Below are 20396 nucleotides of genomic sequence, written 5' to 3' on the forward strand. Positions count from 1 at the left end.
TTCAGGGTCTGCTCCGTCGCGGTACCCGGCCGAGGACTGCCGTTGCCGACCTGTCGAATCGGCCGCCCTCACTGCGATCTCCTGTGCGGCCCACCCGATCAGTTCGACCTGAGCATCGGTGAGGTCATCGCGGGACCGGGATTTGAGCGCTTCGGTGACGAGTCGGCGGACTGTGGGGTTGAGTTCATTGAGGCCGTCGGGAAGTACTTCGTGCACCGCCTTGCTGAGTAGCCGGTCGCCGACGTCCACGCCCGGGTCGAACTGCCACCCACCGGCATCGGCCGCGGCGAGCGTGGCGCGGGCGACGGCGTGAGCCAGGACTTGGACGGGAGCGGGTGGCGTACCGCGCTCGCTACCCCACAACACGCTGCTGATGCCTTGGGCGGTGAGGGGGCCGAAATGACGGTCCAACGTCCGAGCGGCGGCCCGGTCTCCCTGCTGCGCCAATTGCACCGTCTCTGTGCGGTCGTCGGCGGACCACTGGCCGAACGGAATGGGGGCTACCGGTGCGGCCGCGAGCAGGTGCTGAGCGGTGGGTACGTGTCCGACCAGCTCGGCCACCGCCTCGGTGATGGACCGCATGACGCCCTTGCCATGCTCGGTGTCGAGCTGACGGCCTTGCTGCAGCGCCTGTCCGGCGTCGGTGACCAGCTGACGCTGCGCCGGATCGAGTTGATTCAGACTGGTATCCAACAGGTTTCGCGCGGTCTCGCGCACGTGGTCGGCGACGTCGGTCCCGATCGGGATCCCATGCGACTCGATATGTTCGAACAGCGCATCGTGAACGGCCCGCGCCACGGGCATCAAGGGCGCGGCCGCCTGCCCGCCCGGTGCGTCCAGCTGCTGCAGGAGGTGACGGAGGGCGTTGTCGCCATATTCGTCACGCAAGGTGGAGGCTGCCAGGTTACCGGAGGACGTGGTGGTCGCCGTCGCGACCGCAAGGCCCGCGATGCTCGGCGCGGAGACACCGTCCACAACGGCGGGGGTGTGCTGTGGCTGCGGGGCTGTATGCGCGGGTGCCGTATCGGTAGCTTGGGAATCGGGTGGGGCGTTGGGCGGGTTCCCGCGCCGCAACGAGCGCTCCACGTACGCGCGGTCGGCAGCCTCCTGCTGCAGGATGGGGGTCATCTCGCGGATCTGGTCCTCGGTTGCTCTCAGATCCGCTTCGGCGTCAATGATCTTCTGTTGCGCGGCCTCGCCGACCGTACGGACATTTTGTGTCCCCTCCGGTGCACCATCCTTGTGAGCGACTGCTGCGTATTCGGCAGTGGCCTCGGCATGGTTGGCCGCCGCGGTCCGATAGTGAGTGACGGCGATCTGTGCTCGAGGGCTCGGCGCGGCCGCGTAAAGACCGTCGGTGACCGCGACATTGAAGCAGTAGCTGCCGTTGCGGCCGTTGCGCCCGGCGCGCGCGGCCCATTGATGATCCTCATCAGGGTTGCGAGCCGACCGGCCCAGCATTCGCGCGTGCAACCCGCCCAGCGCGTTGACCTCGTCGGTGATCGACACGTCGAAGCCCCGGCCCAGCATCCCCGTGCCGACGGTCACCTTCCTTTTCTTGCCCGCCTCGTCCTTGACCGACAACAGGTGTTCCTCGGCCGCATTGTTGTCGCGATGCTCGGCGAACCAGCGACTGTGGATGGCGTCGTGTTCGACTCCGGCTTTGGTCAGCATCAGCGAGAAAATCCTCGCGATATCGTTGGTCGGGCTGATCACCAAGACCGGGCGACCTTCAGCCTGCAGCTTCTGTACCTGCGCTACAGCATCTTTCAATTTTTCCGGCCCGGTAAGGAATACCCGGTCTTCCTCGCCGGTCAGTTTCGACCTGGCGAAATCCTCCACCCGCGCTAGGCCGCCCTCGACCGGGAAACTCCCCTTGATTTCCGCGGCGCTCCGTTCCAGCGTGCCCGACATCAGGCTCAATCGCCGATAACTACCGAACACATCCTCGACAGTGACCTGTTTCAATCCCTTCCCATCGGAATATACGGTGACACCGAACATCGACTCGATCATTTTGTGGCGGCCACCGAACCAGCGACTGTCGGTGCCGACCTTCGGGTTGCTGAGTGGTTTTCCGTATCCGTCGAGGATCTGGATGGTCCCATCGAATATCTGGAAATCCCGGTTCAGCTTCACCCGGCCCGCCTTGACATCCAAGAACGCCCGAGCCATCTCGGTTTCCTCCGCCGAGAACGACCGACCGGCCCGCTGCTCCCACAATCGGCTGGCCTTCGCAAGGCTCCCGTCCGGATCGGCGCGTAGATCCGCGGAGGTGAGCTCCCGTTCCTTCAATATCCCGCGCAGAAAGTCGCGCACCCGATGCACACCGGCAGCTTCGACGTCCGATGCGATTTCGCGCTGCCCGTCGGACAGGTAGTGAATCGTCTGATCGTGGATCAGCACCGCGTCCGCCTCGTCGATCGTCGCGGTGTCTCCCGACGGGGAACGCTCGAAGAGCTGGGCCGTCGCGCGCTCGCCGTAGGTCATGTAGTAGACCGTGGGCACCTCCGGGTCGGCCGGGGGATTGTTGGTGTCCCAGCGCACGGCGTCGTAGCCGAGATTGCGGAACATTGCGACAATCTGCCCGATCCCCTGATTGGCCAGCACCTCGGTCGTGGTGATCACGTGGTGTACCCGCACCAGCCGCCCGTCCGCGAGTTGCACCGGTTCCCCGCGCGACAACTGCCGCAAGCCGTCTATGGCGCTGACGATCGACTTGCCCTGCGACGTACCCATCTGCCGCATATACCCGTGCTCACCGAGCAGCACCGCCTCGTTCTGATTCCAGCGCGGCGTCAGGCCCGTGGCCTCGCGCACGGTATCGATGCACCACAGCATCGACTCCAGCTCGTCACCGTTCTCGATCCCCTGCCGGCGCTGCGCCCAGGATGCGCCGGCGAACTCCTCCCTCCGCAGGCGATACACGATCTGCAATACCTTCGCCGCCGACTTGAATTGCCCCTGCTGCTCGGTGGTGAGATCCGCCTTCACTATCGGATCTCCGGACGACAACATGGTCAGCAGATCTTTGGCCATCGCCGACGCGGCGTCATTGCGCTCGGCCACTGCCTCCCGGTACGCGGTCTGGCTCTCGGTCAGGTCCTCCCGCGCTCGGCGGAGCTGCTCATGTGCCGCACGCGCGGCCTCGACGGCCACCCGATCCTCCGCCATGCCCGGGCCGAAAAGATCGCGCATCTTCTCGCCGGGACTGAGACGGGTGGCCCGCTCGTGCGACTCCGCCACACGGACGGCCTTCTCCTGCCGTTTCAGCTCGGCATACGCGACCTGCTCGCGCTCACGCGCCTCTTGGACACGCTGCCGATGGTGCTCCCACACCAGCTCGTACTGCCGCCGCTCTCCGGAAACCTCGGCTTTCGCATTTGTCTGCGCGGCGGCGGAGTCGTTCTCGCCGACGGACGGAGGCTCCGAATCATCCTGTGTGCGAGCGTGTTCGGGCTCGGGTGTTGACGCAGGTGCGTCCGTGTCGTCGGGGGTAGCGGGTTTAGTCTGCGCGTGTCGCTCCCCCGCACCGTCGTCGTCCGCGCGCCCATCGGCGACGTCATCGGGTGTATCGGACTCGTCTGGTTTCGGCCCTCTCGTTCCGCCGGCGTCGTCAGAACGCGCCGCGGCGGGCTGTTGCTCATTCGTGCGGGCGTCACCCACACGGCCCTGCTCCGGTTCCGTCCCTTGGTGCGGAGTCTGTGCAGTCCCGTCGCGTGTCGCGTCGGCACCGTCCGTTCCGCGGTCGTGCTCCGACCCGACGTCCGGATGCGGCGCTCGTGCGGTCCCATCTCCCGTTTCGTCGACACCATCGGCGACGCGCTCGTGCTCCGGTTTGCCGACGGCAGGCGATGTATTCCGGTGGTCGTTCTCGGTGGCATGAGCCGCCGCCGATCCCGTTGGGACAGAACCGTCCTCGGCCCGCCCACGCGCGGATCGGACTGGTTCGACGGCCGGCGGGCGCTCCGCTGCAGCATTCTTCGGTGCAGCCACGCGCGGCACCCGATTGCCTACGGGGCCGGGCGGCCCACCAGCGGCCGTGCCCGTCTGTGTGCCGACAGCCGGGCGCGTGGGGCCACCTGTCGGCTGCCGCTGCCCGGTCCCATCCCCGAGCCTGTCCCCGCCGACAGCGCGCGGACCGGAATCACCGCGTTGTACGGCAGGTGCCGGATCGGTCGTGACCGCCATTCTCGGGGACGCGCCGTCGGGTACTCCGTCAGCCGAATCCTTGTGCGACTCAGCCGATACCAGCTCGGGCCTTGCCCGTTCCAGCTCGGCGGTTGCGTCAGAAGTCCGTTGTGCCTCTTGATGTTCGGTCGCCGCGACCGGACTCTGTTGCGCCGCCGAGTCATTCGGCTCGGCCGAGACCGGTCTCGGGCCCGATTCCCCGTCGGGTGCGACACCGCGTTGCCGAGCCGATGGCGACGACCCGGCTGCCGGATCGTCGCCGCGAGCATCCGCGACGGCGCGACCTCGGCCGGGCTGCCCGTTGCCCACCACGTCCCGATCGGTGGGATGCGGACGCGCCGAAGCGGCAGCGTTGTCCGGAACCGCCGCGTGTTCCGGCGTGGAAAGCGGTGCCGCCGAGGCATTCTCGGACTCGGCCCGATTGCCGTCAGCCGACCCGGATACGACCTCGGCTGGTCGCGCGCTGTCCTCGCCAGTATCGGTGGGATGCGGGCGCGCCACGATGTCCAGGCCGGTCGCCGGGCGTTCGTGTTCGGAAGGCTGCCGCGCCACGCCAGCGTTCCCGGCCTTGCCGCCATCAGAGTCGTGTGGCGCGGGTGGCAGTCCACCGTCGGCGGGAACCGCTGTGGCACTGCCGGTCTCGGAATCCGAGGGTGCGGCAGCGGCATTCCGTGACCCTGGCCTCTCCGCCGACATCGGATCCGTCGTCCCGCCGCTCGGCGTGTCGACCGGGTTGGCAGCGGGCGCGACGACGGCCGCGGGGAACGCAATGCTCTTGACGGGATTGACGTTGTCGATCAGAGCGCCGGGCATGTCCGCAGGCGGCCGCCAGTCCATGCTGTTGTCCGGCACGGAGATCGGCGACTCCTCCGGTGGCTTGTGTTCCTTCGACGGCGCCACCTCGGATGGCAGATAGCCTCCGTCGGAGTCCGGCGTTGCTCCCGCGGGAATCGGATCCGCAGGTATTGCATCCGCGGCCTCGGCGCGTGACTGCCCCACAATGCCCAGCTCGGCACCGTCCGTCGGGTCGAAATATGTTACCGCATAGGAATTTTCGGTGATGCTGTCGGCTGTCGGCTGGATGTCCGGGAACTCGACGGACTTGACCGGGTTGATATTGGCGGTGGGTGCCACGCCCAGATCACCAGAATTCCAGTCGGCCGGGTTGATCTCCTCCGGAGAGGAGTCCCGCTGTGGTACCGACAGCACGTCGTCGAGTTGCCGCAGGAGGGTTCGGGCATTGTTCGAGACGTCGGCGGTGGCGTCCGCCGCCGGTGCCGGTCCTGCGGCGCGGAGGCCGGCGGCGCCGTACGCTGCGGCCCCGAGGAACCCGCCGGTCACGGACGGGAGAAGGATCTCACCGAAAGAATCGGCCGTGAATGCCTGGCCCGACAACCCCAGCGACACCGCCGCTCCGGCGAGACCACCGGCGAGCCCTCCGATTCCGCCGATGAGAACCGTGCCACCCAATTGAAAGGCGATCCGGCCGGAGACGCTGCTGGCGCGTTCGGCACGGGACACCGTGTAGGGAATAATCCAGCGATCGCCGGCCAATTTGCCTGCACCCGCGCCAACAACGCCGCCAACCCCACCGGAGATCGCGGCGATTCCGGCTTCCTTCCCATCCACCGAGTCGCGCTGGTCGTAGGCGACCTGTTTCGCCTGCACCGCTATGTTGATGCCGCCCATCTGGGCGGCCCCGACCGCCCCTGCGCGGCCGGCCAGTACCAGCACGCCGCGTTCCGCGGCCGCCTTCGCGCTTTGGCCTGCAAGATATTCCAGCAGTTTGCGCCAAGCGACCTGCAGGGCGGTTCGGGTCCGCATCTCGGCGATGTAAAGCTCCAGCGCGCCGCCCGCGCCGAACATGATCGCGGCATGGATCAGTGTCCATGCCAGGATCACCGCGAAGCCTACGGCCGTCCACTTCTGCATCTCGAAGCTGTTGGCGCCCTCGTACTGCTGTTCGGCCAGGCTGTCGTTGTAGTCGGCCTGTCCGCGATACTCGTCGGCCAGTCCTCGATACTGCTTCGCGACCTCGTCACCGGTGGTGCCACGCATGGCCTCGTGCACGCGATCGGCTTTGTGGCCGAAGTGCTCCGCCTGCTCGCGACACCACTCGGCCTTATCAGACCAATAATCTCCCGCCCTCCGCATTGCGTCTTCATCGGCAATCGGGAAAAAGCCGATCACGCATTCGACGACCCGGGCCGGCAACCACGTAGGAAGCGAGAGCGTCACGTGTCTCCTGCTCCTTCGAACGCCTTCGACAGACCGACCGGTGAGATCGAACCGTCACGCGGCCCCAGGTAGGCTGGTCGCGCCGCCCGAGACCATCGTTCCGGCTCGACGGAGCAGTCTCCGGTCGCCTGCGCCACAGCGATCTCAATCAGGGGCGGGTCCGTCCGCCGCGCCTGCGGAGCCCTGGACGTGGGCACGAATGTCGCGGAGCGGGGACGCATCGCCCAGGATGTCGGTGAGGTCAGGCAGATCATCGAGATCGGTGGCGATGGATGCCGCGAGCGCATCGCGCTCCGCGCGTGCGCGGCGGACCGCTTCCTGCGTTGCCTCGACGATAATGCGGGCGAGTTCATCTTTCGTCTTACGAAGCGCGGAGGTCGCCAGCGACAGGTCGGTGAGGACACCGTCGGAGTCGACAGTCGCCTGTACGGAATGGTCCGACGAATCGGCCTGCGAGCGGAGGGCTTCCATTCGCCGAAATGCCTCGGTCAGTTCTGGCTGCGCCTGCAGATAGGCATCCGTCAGATTCTCGACCTGATTGCGTAGTCCGCTGTTCGCCGACCGCAGCCCGTCTCGCGTCCATCTGTCCACTGTCGAGTCCTTCCTAGGATTTGATATTCCGTTCTGCTCACCGCGTATCCACCCGCGCCACGCCGATCAGCAGGCGGTGCAGCGCCTTCGCCGGAGCCGATGCCGCGCCTCCATACAGTTCGACCGCGGCGAAACCTTCGGCCAATCCGCGGCCTGGATCCAGAACGCCTCTGTCGAAGCAGTAGTCGCTGAGCTGACCTCGCCAACCCCGGTAGCCGGAAACAACCCGCGCCAGCGTCTCGTCCCCGCCGTTCGCCCGCAGGTATTCGGTAATCAGCGCACGCTGCGCCGTAGGACGGGCGCGGCACTTCCCCATCAGATCGGCAATGTGTCCGAATTCGCGCAGCATCGTCACGGTGATCGGCCGTTGCGGCCCGGCACGATCAATCCAGCGCGTCGACGCTTGCGCCTGTCCGGAGCGAAGCTGGGCGGGATCCGCAGCGGCATGGCTGTCCAGAACTATCCACAGTTCCGGAGCCTCCGGCGGCACAGCTTCCGATGCCCCTGCGTGACTTCGGCTTTCGGCACGTGACACCTGGCCGCCGAGTTCGGTGATCTCGATACCGTGCAATTCGATCCGGTACTTGGTCAGGACCATATCCACGGCGCGGGAAATCTCCTCGACCGTTGATGCGGCGATCCCCGCCGATTCGAATCCAGCGATCTGTATGTTGTGCCTGACCGCCATCTCGTGCGCGATACGCATCGCCTCGTCATCGGTGGCCCGCCGCTGCGCCGGACCGGATGCCGCCGGAGCCTTCCGTTCTGCCGGTTTGGCAGGGTCTTTCGGTTGGCTGGGGCGGGCGGGCGGGGACACACGCGGTGGTGTCTCCGACTGCGGAGGCGCCGTCACACCGGGCGACTGCGGCCGAGACGTTCCCACCGGGTTCTGTGGACGTGCATTGCCGCCAGTCGAAATCGCTTGTGCAGGAGCGGCCGCCGGCCGCGCATTCTTCGAGGTAGCCGCAGACGGGTTCGCAGCGCCACGGTCGGTCACCGAAGATGGCGTCGGAGGCTTGGCCGCATTCGACGCCGAGGGCGAGGTCGACGTTCCGGAATCCGCCGGTCGAGAAGGTACCTGGCCGTCGGACGGATTGAGACTCTCCGGGGCCATGCTGTCGGAGTCGGTTCTACCCGGACCGAAACCATCGCCGCTGTCGCCGGGCGCACCGGCCGACGATGACAAATCCGACTGATCTTGTGTCGCAGGGCGTCGCGAACCGGAAGCGCCCGGATCGGCTGCTCGGCTAGGAACCGAGCCCGTGACACCGTCGGGCGCCGGCACTGGACCCGCCGATTGCCACTCCGGCTCTTCGCGACCGGTCACTGCCGGATCGACATATCGGCGTGCAGCTTCCCCCAAGGTACTGTCGGCGACCCGATCCGCATTACCGATGGCGGTACCGCCAACGCGGTCATGATGCTCGAAGGCGTCGACGGCGTTTCGGAGGCCGGACCCGATGGCGCGAGCCTTCTCCGCCAAGTTCTCGAATCCCTTCAGCGCCTGCTCCGCACCCGGGACATAGGATTCGGCAAAGGTCCTACCAGCGTCGTCGTCCCCCCAGCACTCACCTTCGCGGGCAAGGTCAGCCTTCAACTCCCCGACCATTCGTGCCGTCTCGTCCGCGAGCAGCTCCAGCTCTGCCGCCACATCGCGCGACTCACCCGGGTCGACCCACAACGGTTGGCCCATACGATCTACCGTCCCTGCAATCCTCAGCTCCGACGCCGGTCCGAGAGGCTCGAAGAGCTGTACGACTCATTCCTGGAATCACTACACTTCGCCCGCATGACGAATCCACCTGCTTGCTCGAAACACGTCAGGCGAATGTCGTGTCTGCATTTGTATTGTTCCAGCCCCACGGCACACGACCGCAGGAAGAAAGGTCGAGCTTCAGAAATTCTTCATGATCGGCTCAGTTCATCGCTGACCCAAGGCGTTGCATCGGAGATACGGACTCCTGTTCACCGGACAATTCCGCCACGGGCAATAACAGGTGAAATAGGCCGCCCCCTTCACTACCTTCACATTCATGACACGTCAAATCACCACCATGTGCCCGCGCCAGCCCTCGCGAAACAGTTAGACCGAGCCCGGCTCCCATCGTCGCCTCGTCCGAGGATTCATCCAGCCGCACCGCCCGATCGAATATGCGCTCTCGCTCTGCGGCCGGCACCCCGGGACCGTTATCGGATACCGTAATCACGACTATGCCGACATGTCGCACGATATCGACGTGAATGCGACCGTTCTCAGCCGTCGCACGGCAGGCATTGTCGAGCAGGTTTGCCACGATCTGACCTACTCGGACCGGGTCGGCATCCACGACCACGGGTTCTGCGGGGGCGATCTCGATCTCGCGGTCCGGGTGCAGTAGTCGCGACCGATCCACCTGTTCGCCGACCAACTTACGGATATCCACCAGTTCTCTTTGCAGCTCGAAATTCCCCGACTCGATGCGTGCGAGGTCGACAAGGTCCTCGATCAGCCGCCCTGCCCGGTGCGTCTCCCCCATCATCAGCATGTGCAGGCGCAAGAGTTCCTCGCGGTCGGCGTCGAGTGGATGAGCCAGCACCGCCTCCGACAGTGCGCGAATCCCCGTAATCGGTGTCCGTAGTTCGTGAACGGCGGACGCAATGAAGGCGCGGACAGACTCCTCGGACACGCGAGCCGCCTTTTCCGCTCGCTCGAGATAATCGAGCATCTCGTCGAATTCGGAGGCGATCTGATCCGGTTCCGCATCATCCTTCGATGACCCTAGTCGTATACCTCGTATACCTCGCTTGACCTCCCGAGAAACTCTCACGATCGACTCCAGCGGCGTCAACACACGACGAATCGCCGACCCGAGAAATAGTGCAGCGGTTACAATACCTGCCAAGCCGGTAAGGAACGTTACCCCGACCATACGGGAACGGATCTCGGACAATGAGCCGGTACTGACGGCCAACGTCAGGTGCGCACCATCCAATGAGCCGCCATCGGCGCGCAGCTCCGCTCGCCTCACTTTCATTGTGTTATCGCGGTCACTCCGAGGATCGAAGGTGCCCAGCTCGCGACCATCGGCCAGCTCCAAATGCGCCAGGAAAGCCCCCGTTTCCAGATGGGAAGTGAGCTCTTCGGGGCCGATCCCCTGATCGACCAGCTGTTGAGCCAGCAGGGCGCGCTCACGGAGAACCTCATCCATTCCGCGGCCGAACGCCTCACCGAATATTGCGCTCGTCGATACGATGAGGAGGACGACAATAGCAACCAAGACCGTCGACGAAACCAGAACGGTGCGTAATCGCAAAGACTCCGTCGCCACCTGCGGCCGCTGGGAAGAGGAACAACAGCGCATTTTACCTGTCAACCCTCTATCACTGCTGGAGACCGCAGAATGTAGCCGCGCCCCCGTACTGTGTGGAGCAGCCGAGGGCCGTGGGCTTCGAGCTTGCGCCGTAGAAGACTCACATAGACGTCCACCAAGTTCTGGTCATAGTCTTCGTATCCCCAAACATTAGCCAGTATCTGATTCTTCGAGACGACGCGATCCCGATTCTCGGCGAGATAACGCAGGACCTTGAATTCCATAGTCGTCAGATCGATGAGTACGCCGCTCCGCATTACCGCACTGGCGTCGGAGTCTATCATCAAATCGCCGACCCTAACGGTCGCGGCGATCCGGCCCATCCGCCGTAGAACCGCGTTCACGCGAGCAATCACCTCCGCCAATACGAACGGCTTCACGACGTAGTCATCGGCGCCCACGTCGAATCCTCGCAATCGGTCGACCACCTCGTCGCGTGCGGAGACCATGACAACCCCAGCGGGGGACATGCGGCGTACGACGGTGAGCAGCGCAAATCCATCCCGACCGGGCAACATGACGTCCAGAACCACGACATCCGGCCGAAACAGGGCGATGTCACGCTCGAGCTGGGCGCCGCTACTTCTCGACGCTACTTCATGCCCGGCGATCCGAAGTCCTGATGCCAGAGCGTATTGCGTCGCCTTGTCATCCTCGATCACAAGCACGCGACCACCGGTCACGACCGCTTCTCGCTTTCTCGCCCGTTCAGGTCGTTCTGTTCGATCTTTGCAATCATGAACCGCTATTCGAGCTTCGCCTCGAGCTCCGACAGGGCCCGCATATATGAATCAGGATCTTCGAAATGAACCAGGTGACCGGATCCAACATTTACGACAGCGACATTGGTTTTCAGAAGCGAAGTAGCCTTGGCAACGTCATTGGCATCCATGGCCGCCATCAATATGCCGTTCTGGTCATAATAGGTACCGTTGCGCTCAAACCAGTAGTCGGTGTGGATAAGAACCGACGGAGCGGCGATGGCGGACAGATTCGCCTCGGTGTCGAAACCCTCGTACCAGGAGTTGTCATACCAGCGCGCACCGAATACGGGGTCGTAGTCGACAAGGCCGCGGAAGAATATATTCACCTCCGGTGGCATGAAGGGGACCTCCAACGGCTGCTCCGGGTGGCTATCGATATATCCCGACGAGTACATGGCCACAAGTGGCGCTGCGAGACCGAGGAATGAGAAGTAGTTGCTCCTCTCGACATAATACTTCTGAAAGTCCTGCTCACTGTCCTGCGACACGAAGTCGTGGGTCACCAATGCCAGGTTTCCGCCGACGGTCTTCGCTGCACGAGGCATGATCGACGAGAACAGTGGTGGATCTTCCAACACGATTCCGCGAACCAGATCAGCACGGTTCGCAGCGACCCATGCGGCGATCAGTCCTCCGGATGAATGGCCGGAGATGACCACGGGTTCGCCGATAATGCCGTCGATGAAGCTTGCGGTCAACGCGCCGACCCGGCGGTTGGTGTATTCGGAGGCAGGCAACCTGTCGGACTCCCCATGACCGTAGACGTCCACAGCGAAGACATGAAATCTGCTCGCAACTTCGGGAAGTACCCGCATGTAGTCTTGCCATCGCGAGCCCTGTCCGTGGATGAGCAGCAATGGCCGACCGTTATCCGGGCCCTCAGCATAGTTTGTGGTATACCCGTCGATGACGGTCTGCTTTTCCACGAATCCTGCCGCATGAACTCGATCCATGCCCTCCTGGTAATAGGAGGGGTCGGGTGAGGCACTGCCTGGACCAGAAAAAGCGACGACCGCTGCAGTAGTGAGCGCAATACAAATCGCAGCGCGCCACGCTCGCAACCGCAACCGCACTGTGGACAGGACCGACGAGAACTCACCAGATACTGCCGACATGACGACGATCATGCCGCACAGAAGACCGGATCCGAACAACCGTGGCGTGTTCGGTGCCGACCCTGTCGCGTATAACGCCATGGGGCCCGACGGTGTGCAACGGCGCGCCGGAAGCGGCATGCTGTACGCGGGCGACAACCCGAGACCCGCACCACTATGATCAGCGCGCACCACACCAACCACAAGGACACTCGGCTGCGCTACTCCGCCCACGCACCCGCATCGGCGTGCTACTGGGGAAATCTGTCACAGAGGCTCACACCTGTACTTCAAAAGACGATGCCTCCGTATCGACCAGCCCGCGAATCCGCCGATGCACCGATCAGCACTACCACCTCGTATCGCATGTCCGGCTCGCAGCTCTCGTCCATGTTCGCGATGAGCCATCAACGGGTCCGCGCTCGACTCACAATGCCATGTCATCCGAATAGACACTCCCGTTGACCACCTTTGTTCAGAATTTCTTCAGACACGCCTGGGATTCATGCACCGTAAATGAACCGTTGGGGTTCGACAGGGTCACAATTTCGCGCGTGATATACCGAACGTACGAGTTCGTGTCGCGCTCGACCGAAATACTGATCTCGTAATTTCGGTCGGGTCGAAGGATTGTCTCGGCACTCAAGGGAACCGCGACCGGCAGGACGACCTGCTACCGAGCAGACCACGGCACATTCGTCGTCGGACTGGCTCAGTCGGTTGCTCGCCGCTGTGAAGCTGCGCGGGCAGCGCCACCACCTTCGGGCGGTCGACCACGGCTGTGCCCGCTCCCGATCTCGTAGACTGTGTGGCCTCGTCGACACCGGTCGGCCCCGCCGACCAGAAAGATGATGGTGGACATGACGACGCAGGATGCGGAGTTCGAAGAGCTGCGGCCGCTGCTGTTCGCTATCTCATACCGGATCCTCGGCAGCGTGGTCGAGGCGGAGGATGCGGTCCAGGAGACCTGGATGCGCTACGAGACCTCTCTGACACAACCCAGGTCCGCCAGGGCGTTCCTTTCGACCACGGTCACCAGGATCTCGATCGACGTGCTGCGGTCGGCGCGCGTACAGCGAGAATCGTATGTCGGGCCGTGGCTCCCGGAACCACTGCTCGACGACCCCTACTCGGATCCGCCACGATCGGCGGAGCTGGCCGACACCGTATCCATGGCGGCACTATTGCTGCTCGAACGACTCAGCCCACTCGAGCGAGCGGTCTTCGTGTTACGGGAGGCGTTCGGGTTCGGTTTTCCCGAGATCGCTTCTGTCATCGGAAGATCCGAGGCGGCGTGCCGCCAGATCGCGGTCCGGGCGCGACGTCATATGGACGACGGGCGCCCGCGATTCGAAACGAACCGGCGGAAACGCGAGGAGCTTGCCGAGCGCTTTTTCAATGCGCTCCACCATGGTGATGTCGACCGGCTCAGGCAGCTGCTCGCCGCAGATGTCCGGCTGGTCGGGGACGGTGGCGGCAAGGCGCCGGCGCTGGCCAAGGGCTTGACCGGTGCGATCGGCGTGTCACGCCTGCTCGCATCGAACTTCCCACTGATGACCAAGATCGGGGTGACGACGGAACTCCGCGAGATGAACAGTCAGCCCGGAGCGATGCTTCAAGATCGAGACGGCAGGGTGGTCAGCGTCGTGATGCTCGATGTGCTCGACGGCCAGATCCAGACGATCCGATCGGTGAGCAATCCGGACAAGCTCCGGCACCTGGGACCGGTCGGGGATGCATGGGCAACCACACGTGACACGCTGCAGGCTCGCCGCCACAACGACTGACGCCAGATTCACCTCCGCTGCCGATCTGCGATCACCCGCAGCGCTCACCTCATGTCGATCACTCAGTACCGTCGAGAACCTATCGTTGAGCAAGCTCCGACTCCCAAACCAACGGTGTGGCCCTCACCTCGGCGATACTGCGGCCGCGGCGACGACGAAACAGCGAGCGCAACGTGCTGGCGTGCAGATACCCGACCTTGGCCGCGACCGAATCGACGGTGAGCGAGGTGGAGTGCAGCAGCTGAGTGGCCCGTTCGAGCCGGATCTCGTTGACGAGGTCTCTCGGCGCCATGCCGATCTCGGATTGCGTCGCCCGCTGCAGGCTCCGCACCGTAACTCCCAGCGACCGTGCGGCTTTGGTGAGATTGAAGGGCTCGGCAATGTGGTCCCGAACCCAGCGTTCGAACTCCGCGACCAACGAATCACCCCGCGAAATCACCTCCGGCACAACGAACTCCGTCTGGGTTCTGCGCCCACCATCGAGAAAGTAGCGGGACACCAGGGCAGCGAGCGCTGGACTCTGGGCCGCAATGAGCATCAGTGCCAAATCGAGATGAGCCAGCGAAGCAGCGGCAGTGACAATGCTGCCGGAACGGCACAGCAGGCGACTGTCGTCCAGATCGATCCGCGGGTACCTGCGTCGGAATGTCGGTCCGAGCCACCAGCTGATCGTCGCCTTGCCACCGTCGAGCACCCCGGCTTCGGCCAGAAAGAAGGTCCCGGTGCATGCCGAGGCCAGGTGCACACCGTCGGTATGCGCGGATGAAATTCGTTCCAGGACCGGCCGATTGGCACGGGAGGTCGCCAGTTCGATCAGTTCACGGCCATCGAGACCCAACACCGCAGGCACGATCATCAGACCGACATCCGACGGCAAATCGGAGAATGGCGTGGTCGGCACAACAAGTCCGAGTGAGCTCTGGACGCTGCTGCCGAGCGAAACCGGATGTATCCGCCACCCATCCGGAGGACTGTCCAGCTCACCCCGTAGCGCGTTGGCCGTCGCGAAGGCTGCCAGCACGGCAGTCAGACCGAAATCGGCAACGTTGTCCGTTACGAAGACTGCAACGTCCATGCCGCAAACTGTACTGAACGAAGGGATACGGTCACTCTGAAGAAATCCTTAGCATCGTTGTGGGGAACCCGGATTGATAAAGCGGTTCTTCGTCAGCGGTAACAGATCTCTGCACGTCCGTGCCAGCGATCCCGGCATGCACCGTCACACGATGATGCGAGTTCGACAGGACGGAGGGGATGCCAAGGCTGCCTGCCCAGCCACCAAGGCCACCCATCGTGAGCTCCTCTCCGGTATCGCTGCGATTCCCCACTACCTAGACGAGTCAGCCGGCCGGATTGTGACACGCGGAGGAGTGCCCGCCTCCGGCCCTGAGTGCGGGGCTATTGATCAGCGATACGAGCAGGGCCCGCCCGGCCGACGCCCATGCCCGCTGACCCGCGCGTCAACACGTCCAGAACCGACGCGACACTGCTTCAGCGGCTCGGCCGCCGCGTGCCCACAACGGGCCCGACGCGACCACCCGAACATGCCGGGCTCCGTCTGCACTGCGCCAAATCCGACACACCGGCCCAATTCTGACGAGTTCCCGAGACTAACGACGCAGTTCTCTCGCTGCCGGCAACATACCTTTCCTGTACTTCGCCACCCATTTTGCCTTCGGATCTGCCGGCGACGGCGGCGTCAGCTCGCTCCCTTGCGACGCACCGACCCCGGATGTGAAGCGATCCGTCTCCTGAGCGGCAGCCGCTGCCGCTCTGACGGCTCGCATATTGTGAATATTCGTAGGGTCCGCGACCAGCTTCTCAGTTGCTTTCATGACTTCAAGGGATTGGCGGTCCCCGATGTACCGAAGCACACGCCGGGCACCGACGTCATCGATGCCCTTGCCGATCAAGTACCTGGCCCGCGTCCCCCACTGACCACCCAGATCCGAATCCATCTTCTTATCAATCACCGCCTGCAATGCCTTGACCTGGTCCAGAGTAGGGTCGTTCAGATACGCTTTGGCCACATTCTCTTCGTTAGCGCTCAACCGCAGGCTACTCCGGCTCTTACCCTCGCGATACCTGAAAACCTTTGCGTTCAGGGTCGCGATATCTGCAGCTGCTACCGCGGCGTTACCGCTCCCCTCCACCAAATCCAGTGACGACCGTTCAGCATGCCTGACCGCCGAGACAACGTGAGCGAGGTCGCCGTCTTTGAACATGTTATTCTCTGCACTCTCCTCGACCTTTCCCCAAGAATTCTTCATAACGCTGTGGAGTTCTTCATCTCTACCACCTGCTCCCATGAACGCGCCCATCATGTCTCCGCGCAACCCACCGGAAACTTTCACAAGGTCCATTCCCAGGGCCGCCCCCATATAGCTGTCGACACCATGTCGACCCGCCCCGCGACGCATTGCCTCCCCAAACTCCTTGTACTTCAACATCGACTGCGTATAAATGCCCCTTTCCCCGCCGATTATGGACCAGGGCCCCTCCTGTCCGTCCGTAATTTTTGCCTGCTTTTTCTTCATCCGCCTTCCCAACCATGCCTGCGGCTGCCCAGCATTCGGCACTCCTCCTGCCAGCCATCCGGTAATGGGCGAGCCGCTGATCGTGCTCGCCGCAGCAAATCCGGCGAGTATATGGGTCGGCATCGAGTTCGAAGCACCGACCGTACCCATTCCCAAGGCGCGAGCACCTCCACCTCCACCTCCACCACCGGTTCCGGAGGAGCCCTGAGCTGTGAGCCCGAGCCGGTTGGCGATCCAGTCACCACCACCGTGCATTGCCCGGCTCAGGTGGCGAACCTGGACGATCGCGACGACATTGAAGATTGCGGAAAGAAACAGGATCTGCATCATGTACGCTAGCCACCCGCCTGCAGAAACAGATTGTTGAGAAAAAGCGTATACACACCGAGAAATATGGTGAATGCCGACATTCTACCGGCGGCCACAAACGCATCCACGACATTCCTGATCAGGAAGTTTTGCGTTGGTCCGTAAATGAACCCGCCTGCGGCAAAACCGAAGATCATCATGAATCCGTGGTAGATCGCATAGCAGCCGTCTCTGACAATCATGAAAGAGAGGATCACCAGTACCAATGAGGCAAGAGGGGACAGTAGTATGATCACCAAGCCGGATCCAACTTGGCCCCACGATGGTTCGGAGGCCCTCGCATGGGCAGCCGAATCGCCGCAGTCACGCATGGCTTCCCTGATATCGGAACCGTCGCCCACGACGACTGCCGCCGACCATGCCTCGCGACAGACCGGCGACCGATCGACCACGTGGCCGAAATTCCAGGTCTGCAATGGGTGGCGCACCAAATTGTCGACCAACCCGGCCTGCATGACCTCCACCTGATCTGCAGGATTCGGGTTCGCGTTGCCATTGAGCCCCGCCGCGACCGAAATCCCTAGATCGCGCCCCTGGGCCAAGAGGCCGTCGGGAGACAGCACCTCCGCCAGCGGCTCCGCAAGAAACACCGGGCTCAGCACCGCCACCAGCAGCATGAAACATATCTGCGTCGTAGCCCGGGAATAGAATCCCCGGGCAATGAACAATGCGACGATAAGCGAACCTATTGCGGCCGCGGTGATAAGGACCAACGGCGTTGCCACCTGCCTGGTTATCCCCTCCGCAACACCGATCATGGCACGGTGAAATGGATCCAGCCATTCATACCCCGCCGCAAATCCGACGAATTCGCAAGCGGGTATCTGCAGGAATAGCCAGATCTGGAGCTCGATATGGATCAGGGCAGATCTCATGGTGTTACCCGGCTCGAAGAGACTTCCCTCATCCGTCGAGAACTGGTAGCTCGTTGCTCGCACGCCGTCGGAATCCCGGATGTCCATGAAATCGAGAACGCCGATACCGTTACCGCCAGCATCCCCGGTCTGACCGAGTGCCATTCCATCGAAGATGCCCGGTATCGCCAGGAACGCGGCAACGGCGATCAGAGTCCAGACCACCCGACGTCGTCGGCGACCGGCATTGACCCACCTGATGCCTCGCCGTACCAGAGTTCCAGGCTTCCACCGTTCCGGATCCCAGAACTCTTCGGGATTCCACCCCGGCGAGCACCGCCGTGCTGCCGACGCCTGCGCCCGCGTCCGGCTGCCTCCCAGTCGCTGAGCCGACGACGCGGCGAAACCTCGCCGCAGACGTCGCACCGATGCCACCATGGCCGCCCGCTGCTTCAGATCTCGACCGGCGCGGCAGGGCCGGCGGGCTCGTCGCTGGGAGGTACCGTGGCGGGGACACCCGAATCCGATTCGGCGGCTGCGGTTTCGAGACCGCGCGGGTGGACAAAGCCGGCAAAGGGTCCGAATTCGCCTCCGCTGTCGGTGATCTCGTCGATCTGCTCAGCCACAAGGTGCTGCAGTTGGCCCTCTACGATAGCCTCCACCCTGTCACCGCCATCGGGACCCAGGACCCTGAGCAGAGCCGTTCTGTTCTTCCAGTCCGCCACGTCACCGGTCTTCAGTTCGGACGGACCAACTCGGTCGCCGATCTGCTTCTTGTCCGACCACTTGGCCGGTGTCTGCGCATATGCGGCCTGCGCATCTGTACCACTCGCGTTGCTGAACGCCGAGTCCAGGGCCTGCGCGACCACAGCGGGGACCTTCTGCACTTCTCCGTCCGGGAACGTGTAGTCGATCGCCCCGTCAGTGCCGGGTGTCCGCGGCGGCATACCATTGCCGGCAGGCTGCGCCGGCGCCCCGCTGGATGCAACAGCCGGTTGACTCGGAGGGGGTACCGGAGCGGCTGGGTTCGGCGGCGCGGCCGCCGGCGCCGGAGGAGGAGGTGCAACAGCCGGCGGTGCGACAATGGTCTCCCGCGGTTCGACTCCTTCCGGAGGGCGCGGCGGGTACTGCTCGTAAGGCTGCCTCATCATGGGGTTGTTCATCCCTGCGATCGCGGGCCACAGCGAATTCATCAACCCCGCCGTCGAGTCAAAGGCAGAACCCATCCCTTGACTGGATGGCATTGTCGGTTCCGACGGATCGGCCTCGAATTCGTCCGGCACCAACCCGAGACCGCCAGGGTCTTGCTCGCCGATTGTCTCGTCCGTAGAACCTGAATTCTCGTCCAGTGAACTCAGTTCATCGTCCATCGCCCAGTCATCCGATATCGCCGACCCACCTGATGCGCCCAGGCCGTCCTGCACGGGCCAGTCCCCGAGATCTTCCGGATCCCAAGAGGGTTTCTCAGCCCCACCGTCACCACTGGATACCTCCTCCAGCTGCTGTCTCGTCTCCTTCAGCTGTTGCGTCACCTTCTCGAGCTCGAGTGTCCTGTTCTCCAACTGCGTTGTCAGGCGGTCGATCTCATTTGCTTCCTCCTGCTGCTTGTCCTCGTATCCTGGCATTTCCCTATCGGCCTCTGTCACAGCCTCGTAGATCAAGTTCAGGCAATGCTCATTAATTCCGATACCCGGTTTGGGCCATTCACCAACCAGCGAGTTATGGTTTTCGATGACCGCCTCCACCCAGGTTTTCGCATTATCCGAATTACGAAGCGAGTTACGAACCTTATCGGGCACCGGAGTATGGGACTCATGAATGTCACGCCAAGCTACATCAAGCTTGTCCGCGAGGGCAGTGTAGCTGGGGATACCTACGTCTTTCTGCGGCACACTGGTGTCAACCTCCGGAAGTTCGGGCGGTGGTGGGGCCGATTTTCGAGCCAGTGTACGGAACCAATCACGCAAGAACACCGCAAACCCCTGCGATCCTTCATAGTAGGTCACCACAACCCGATGCAACTTCACATCCGGATGATCAGGATCTGGCATATATACTCGAGGCAACTCGCCTTCCGGCCACTGCGGTGCCATTTCCTAACCTATCAACTGGTTGGGTTCACAGCAACCAGAGGAACCTCCGGAGGACGAGAATTTTTCACATTTGCCGAACTCTCCGGCTGCCGGTTTGTGTATGAACCCCATAGTGCGTTGGCCCCAAATACCGCCCCACCACTGCCACCCCCCCGGAGAATACCCGCTTTAACCAGGTTCTCCCGTTTCACCGAAACTGGAAGCCCGCCGCCGGAATTCTTACGAGGAAACTTTCCCGAATACTTTAGAGCACTTCTTAAGCCAGCGGACCCCAATTTGCGCCCAAGAATGCTAGCACCCCATCCTCCACCGGCCCCGAGCGCAGCGCCCGCCACGCCCGCCGCAATGTACTCATTTACGCCGTGAAGATTTCCGTCAGTCGCACCATTGAATATTGTTGCGCCGGCGCCACCAATAGCACCGCCGATGTAGGCACCAGCAGCAGTACCCACGCCAGGAAGCAACGCGCTCCCCAGCGCTCCCCCAATCACCGGAGCCGCAATAGTCGAAAAATCAGCAATCCCACCA

11 protein-coding genes (1 of these 11 running past the window's edge) are annotated in these 20396 nt (G+C 63.3%); 1 reads left to right on the forward strand and 10 read right to left on the reverse strand.

What is annotated here, in order from left to right:
- The 6 genes from NM1_RS15360 to NM1_RS41110 all read right to left on the reverse strand — a co-directional run.
- Positions 1-6429, reverse strand: the 5' portion of a protein-coding gene (locus NM1_RS15360; RefSeq protein ID WP_068019996.1) for a GNAT family N-acetyltransferase. It extends 25371 nt beyond the left edge of the window; the window shows 6429 of its 31800 coding nt (coding positions 1-6429); the start codon lies at positions 6427-6429; its stop codon lies beyond the left edge, outside the window.
- Positions 6430-6573: 144 nt separating this feature from the next.
- Entirely contained in the window at positions 6574-7020 is a 447-nt protein-coding gene (locus NM1_RS15365; protein ID WP_068019998.1) for a YbaB/EbfC family nucleoid-associated protein, read from the reverse strand.
- Positions 7021-7057: 37 nt separating this feature from the next.
- Complete coding sequence (locus NM1_RS42255; protein ID WP_147289095.1) at positions 7058-8713, reverse strand: WXG100 family type VII secretion target; 1656 nt, start codon at positions 8711-8713, stop codon at positions 7058-7060.
- Between the two features lie 223 nt (positions 8714-8936).
- Positions 8937-10208 (reverse strand): sensor histidine kinase, encoded by a 1272-nt coding sequence (locus tag NM1_RS41105; RefSeq protein ID WP_169814264.1) that lies wholly within the window; start codon positions 10206-10208, stop codon positions 8937-8939.
- Between the two features lie 161 nt (positions 10209-10369).
- Positions 10370-11053, reverse strand: a complete 684-nt coding sequence (locus tag NM1_RS15385; RefSeq protein ID WP_068020007.1) for a response regulator transcription factor — start codon at positions 11051-11053, stop codon at positions 10370-10372.
- 62 nt (positions 11054-11115) lie between these two features.
- On the reverse strand, positions 11116-12261 hold the full coding sequence (locus NM1_RS41110; protein WP_169814265.1) for an alpha/beta hydrolase: 1146 nt from the start codon (positions 12259-12261) through the stop codon (positions 11116-11118).
- Between the two features lie 827 nt (positions 12262-13088).
- Here NM1_RS41110 and NM1_RS15395 point away from each other — a divergent pair.
- The gene (locus NM1_RS15395) at positions 13089-14015 is read left to right on the forward strand and encodes an RNA polymerase sigma-70 factor (RefSeq protein WP_068020094.1); all 927 of its coding nucleotides are present in this window, start codon (positions 13089-13091) and stop codon (positions 14013-14015) included.
- Positions 14016-14094: 79 nt separating this feature from the next.
- Here the strand turns inward: NM1_RS15395 and NM1_RS15400 are convergent, their stop codons facing one another.
- From NM1_RS15400 to NM1_RS41115, 4 genes are all read right to left on the reverse strand, one after another.
- Positions 14095-15090, reverse strand: coding sequence for a GlxA family transcriptional regulator (locus tag NM1_RS15400; RefSeq protein WP_068020011.1), 996 nt, complete (start codon positions 15088-15090; stop codon positions 14095-14097).
- A gap of 535 nt (positions 15091-15625) precedes the next feature.
- Positions 15626-16882 (reverse strand): hypothetical protein, encoded by a 1257-nt coding sequence (locus tag NM1_RS15405; protein WP_147289098.1) that lies wholly within the window; start codon positions 16880-16882, stop codon positions 15626-15628.
- Between the two features lie 5 nt (positions 16883-16887).
- Positions 16888-18000, reverse strand: a complete 1113-nt coding sequence (locus NM1_RS15410; protein WP_068020015.1) for a hypothetical protein — start codon at positions 17998-18000, stop codon at positions 16888-16890.
- A 227-nt stretch (positions 18001-18227) separates the two neighbouring features.
- On the reverse strand, positions 18228-19868 hold the full coding sequence (locus NM1_RS41115) for a hypothetical protein (RefSeq protein ID WP_147289099.1): 1641 nt from the start codon (positions 19866-19868) through the stop codon (positions 18228-18230).
- Positions 19869-20396: the final 528 nt, after the last annotated feature.

The sequence above is a fragment of the Nocardia mexicana NBRC 108244 genome (assembly GCF_001613165.1).
Classification (GTDB): domain Bacteria; phylum Actinomycetota; class Actinomycetes; order Mycobacteriales; family Mycobacteriaceae; genus Nocardia; species Nocardia mexicana.

Coding starts and splice junctions, on each gene's coding strand:
- NM1_RS42255 (WP_147289095.1), bottom strand. CDS start 8,713: ATGGGCCAACCGTTGTGGGTCGACCCGGGTGAGTCGCGCGATGTGGCG.
- NM1_RS41105 (WP_169814264.1), bottom strand. CDS start 10,208: ATGGATGAGGTTCTCCGTGAGCGCGCCCTGCTGGCTCAACAGCTGGTC.
- NM1_RS41110 (WP_169814265.1), bottom strand. CDS start 12,261: ATGATCGTCGTCATGTCGGCAGTATCTGGTGAGTTCTCGTCGGTCCTG.
- NM1_RS15395 (WP_068020094.1), top strand. CDS start 13,089: ATGACGACGCAGGATGCGGAGTTCGAAGAGCTGCGGCCGCTGCTGTTC.
- NM1_RS15400 (WP_068020011.1), bottom strand. CDS start 15,090: ATGGACGTTGCAGTCTTCGTAACGGACAACGTTGCCGATTTCGGTCTG.
- NM1_RS15405 (WP_147289098.1), bottom strand. CDS start 16,882: ATGATGCAGATCCTGTTTCTTTCCGCAATCTTCAATGTCGTCGCGATC.
- NM1_RS41115 (WP_147289099.1), bottom strand. CDS start 19,868: ATGGCACCGCAGTGGCCGGAAGGCGAGTTGCCTCGAGTATATATGCCA.